We start from the raw sequence: 4125 nt of genomic DNA, 5'->3' as shown, positions 1-4125 counted from the left end.
GGATAGTGTCGAAAAATATATCATTTCCTGGTTTAAAATAATAATCTGTCCAGATGGAGTAATCTTTAAATGGAACCTGTCTATTTGTAAAGGCACACAATAGCTCACTATTTTGCTCACTATTAACTCATAACCGTTACAAGCTTCCTTAATAGCTCCGTTTTCCATATCGTTTGCACTCCAGTAATAATCATTTGCCAATGCCCATAATAAAGCATCCCCTTTAGAATCTATACTTCCTAAAAATTCCAGCAATTCCTCATCTGTGGTTACAAGCTCTTTTATCCCCTCTGTCTGCTCCCGGATGAAAGTATAGCAACCTGCCGGTAAACAGCTTGTAACAAAACCATCTTCAGCAATAAGATTTTCAAATTCGTTGATGCAATTTGCCATATCTTCAGCATCCGCACATAATTCTCCCTGGGAAAAACTAAATATTATTTCATCCAGATAAGTTACAATTTGGAAATAATCAACAGGATCTTCCGGAGTAATACTTTCATAAAAAGATGATTCCGGGATAGCTTCAAATTCGCCACAATCTGATACTTCCTCATCACAATTGATGAATAAATGGAAGTATTCATTAGTTTCGCCATCATCATTTAACAAAGCTTCAATCTCATTCCAGCTCAAGGTCCCGGTAACAGATTGTTCATCTGCATTGCCATAATTATCTTCCCAATCTAATAAGGTAGCTTCATAAAATAGATAAGGTTCATCATCAGTTTCATCATTTTGCGGCTCCGGAATGGCTAAACAAAGGGGATCGGCATAAAAATCTTCTTCTTCTCCGGTCACAGGGATTTCGCCTGTATATAATGCCGTACCATTGGCATCTGTGCCGTAATAAAGATCAAGGCTATAACTGGCAGTGTAATGCCTTCCTTGATCTGAACAGTAATTGGCGAAGAAACATAATTCTTTAATAAGCTTTGGAGTGATGTCAAAGAACTGATATCCATATAGATTTACTAATCTGTTATCAAAGCACAGTACCTCTACATCTATATAAGTTTTAGATCCTACACTAAGGTCCCAGCTAAACGGCAACGGATTTTTTACAAAATTCTCATAATCACTTCCACTCTTGGGAGCCGCCCAGATGATCTCTCCGGGCGCATTATCTAAATTGGTCCAGACAAAGAACTCATTTAATGTTACCGAAACAGTATTAGATCCGGCCGGTACTGGGATTTTCAGAGCTTCATCGTATGCTGTAAACAGACCATTTTCATCCTCAAAAATTTCCACAATCACCTCCACCGGTGTCTCATCTTCTCCATAAGTTAATGAGATCTGTGCATAACCCGGAGCTTCTTCGCTACAATCTGGAATAGCCTCTAAAGCCTGTCTTGTTTGGTGATGATTAAAATTGTTAAGAACAGGCCCTAAATGAACTACAGCTACCTCCACATTGTCTAGATTGTCTAAAACGGGCTTTTCATCCTTACTACAGGAAACTATCAGCACTGCCAGAAACAGCATTAGCAATCGATGAATACTTGAAATTTTCATAACTATTGAGTTGATTGGTTAGTAACAAACACTACAAAATCAAATTGTTTGTCTTTTGATTTCGCCGAGGAGAGAAAATGGCAGGCATTATTAATAAACAGCTATAAATGAATTATTTATAATGCAATTCGTATTAAAATTACAGGAATTTTCAGGAAGATCTAATGGGGGATTTCCTTTAAAAAAGCACCATTTTTAGATAGTTATGATCTATTTTAAACCTGAAGTGTTTGGTTGTAATACTATAGATACCGGGAAAGCTCGTTATCGCTGGCAAGACTGGAATACGTGGAAGAGTTCTGAAATATAATATCTGATAACTTCAAAAAATTATCTAAAATCTGACTTCAGAACACAAAAAAAGCGCGACCAAATTAATGACCGCGCTTTTGTTTAAAAGGTCCTCCCCCTGCGGGGGAGGATTTAGGAGGGGGATATTACTTCACCTCCTCAAAATCTACGTCTTCAACATCGTCTCCACCTTTGGCTTCACCGCCTCCGGCTTGTCCTCCCTGGGCTCCGGTGGCACCTTGTTGTGGCCCTCCGGCCTGTCCACCTTGTGCTTCGGCCTGTGCTTTGTACATTTCTTCAGAAGCTGTTTTCCAGGCTTCATTCAGTTTATCCAAAGCAGGAGTGATTTGCTCAAGCTCTTTGGTTTCGTAAGCTTTCTTAAGATCGGCAAGTGCATCTTCCACTGGCTTTTTCTTATCGGCAGAGATCTTATCGCCAAATTCTTTCAGCTGCTTTTCAGTCTGGAAGATCATTGCATCGGCCTCATTCAGCTTATCAACTTTCTCCTTGGCTTTTTTATCGGTTTCAGCATTCGCTTCAGCCTCTTTCTTCATTTTCTCGATTTCCTCTTCGGTTAATCCTGAAGAAGCCTCGATACGAATATCCTGGGATTTACCAGTAGCCTTATCTGTAGCGCTTACTTTAATGATCCCGTTGGCATCAATATCAAAAGTCACTTCAATTTGAGGAGTTCCTCTTGGCGCTGGTGGAATTCCGTCTAAGTGGAACCTACCAATTGTCTTATTATCTGCGGCCATAGGACGCTCACCCTGCAACACGTGGATTTCTACGGAAGGCTGATTATCGGCCGCGGTAGAAAATGTTTGTGATTTCTTGGTTGGGATGGTAGTGTTCGCTTCAATCAGTTTAGTGTTTACACCGCCCATAGTCTCAATACCCAGAGAAAGCGGGGTAACGTCAAGAAGCAGTACATCTTTCACATCTCCTGTAAGTACACCACCCTGGATAGCAGCACCAATCGCCACAACCTCATCTGGGTTTACTCCTTTAGAAGGTTTCTTTCCGAAGAAAGCCTCTACTTCTTCCTGGATTTTAGGAATACGGGTAGAACCACCAACTAAAATTACCTCATCTATATCGCTTTTTGATAGACCGGCATCGCTAAGTGCTTTTTGCACAGGATCCATAGACCTTTTTACAAGATTATCGGCAAGTTGCTCAAATTTAGATCTTGTAAGTGTTTCCACAAGGTGTTTTGGCCCGCTTGAAGTCGCGGTCACATAAGGTAAGTTAACTTCAGTTTGAGAAGAAGACGACAACTCAATTTTTGCCTTTTCAGCAGCTTCTTTTAAACGCTGAAGTGCCATTGGGTCTTTTCTCAAATCTATATCTTCCGCTTTTTGGAAGGTATCTGCAAGATAATCGATAATTACCTCATCAAAATCATCACCACCAAGGTGGGTATCACCGTTAGTAGAAAGTACTTCAAAAACCCCGTCTCCTAATTCGAGGATAGAGATATCAAATGTACCACCACCAAGGTCATAAACTGCGATCTTCTGGTCCTGGGATTTTTTATCCAGTCCGTAAGCAAGTGCTGCTGCGGTTGGTTCGTTGATGATACGGCTCACTTTAAGACCTGCGATCTCACCGGCTTCTTTTGTAGCCTGGCGCTGAGAATCGTTAAAATATGCCGGCACGGTAATTACCGCTTCAGTCACGTCCTGCCCAAGATAATCTTCTGCCGTTTTCTTCATTTTCTGAAGCACCATTGCAGAAAGTTCCTGCGGAGTATATTTTCTTCCATCTATCTCTACACGCGGAGTATCATTATCTCCTTTTACCACGCTGTAAGGAACACGATCTGCCTCTTTAGAAGATTCAGAATATTTGTTCCCCATAAAACGTTTAATAGACGAAATAGTTTTTTGTGGGTTGGTTACCGCCTGGCGTTTTGCAGGGTCTCCTACTTTTATTTCGCCACCTTCCACGAAGGCAATCACAGAAGGCGTGGTTCTTTTTCCTTCGGCATTAGGTATAACCGTAGGCTCATTACCTTCCATTACGGCAACGCAAGAGTTGGTAGTACCTAAGTCAATTCCAATTATTTTACTCATAACTTTATACGTTGATTTTTATGTTATTGTTTCAATTTCTCGATCAGTTAAAGTCAATCTTTGTGCCAGCGGAAAACTTATGACAGGTTGTCAGAATTTTAATTATTATGGCATTCCCCTACATTACATTGCGGGGCGGGCTATCCGCTGTATTCGCGAAAAAATTTCGCGGGATGCCGCTCCTATCCCTAATGCAAATAAGTGAAGAGTGAAAAAGTTAATGAGGAAAAGAGGAAAG

General features: G+C 40.7%; 2 protein-coding genes. Both read right to left on the bottom strand.

All coding sequences use genetic code 11. The annotated features are described in order from the left end of the window. Positions 1-1518: hypothetical protein (locus RM553_RS19140; protein WP_311536571.1), on the bottom strand; the 1518-nt coding region annotated here is incomplete at its 3' end. A gap of 437 nt (positions 1519-1955) precedes the next feature. After that, entirely contained in the window at positions 1956-3887 is a 1932-nt protein-coding gene (dnaK, locus tag RM553_RS19135) for a molecular chaperone DnaK (protein ID WP_311536570.1), read from the bottom strand. Positions 3888-4125 lie beyond the last annotated feature (238 nt).

The organism is Autumnicola tepida (assembly GCF_031846485.1).
Lineage (GTDB): Bacteria > Bacteroidota > Bacteroidia > Flavobacteriales > Flavobacteriaceae > Autumnicola > Autumnicola tepida.
The sequence above is the reverse complement of the archived record's forward strand: the minus strand, read 5'-3'. Positions and strand labels throughout refer to the sequence as shown.

Bases quoted from the DNA above. Each gene is read 5' to 3' on its own strand.
- dnaK (WP_311536570.1), bottom strand. From the start codon at position 3,887: ATGAGTAAAATAATTGGAATTGACTTAGGTACTACCAACTCTTGCGTT.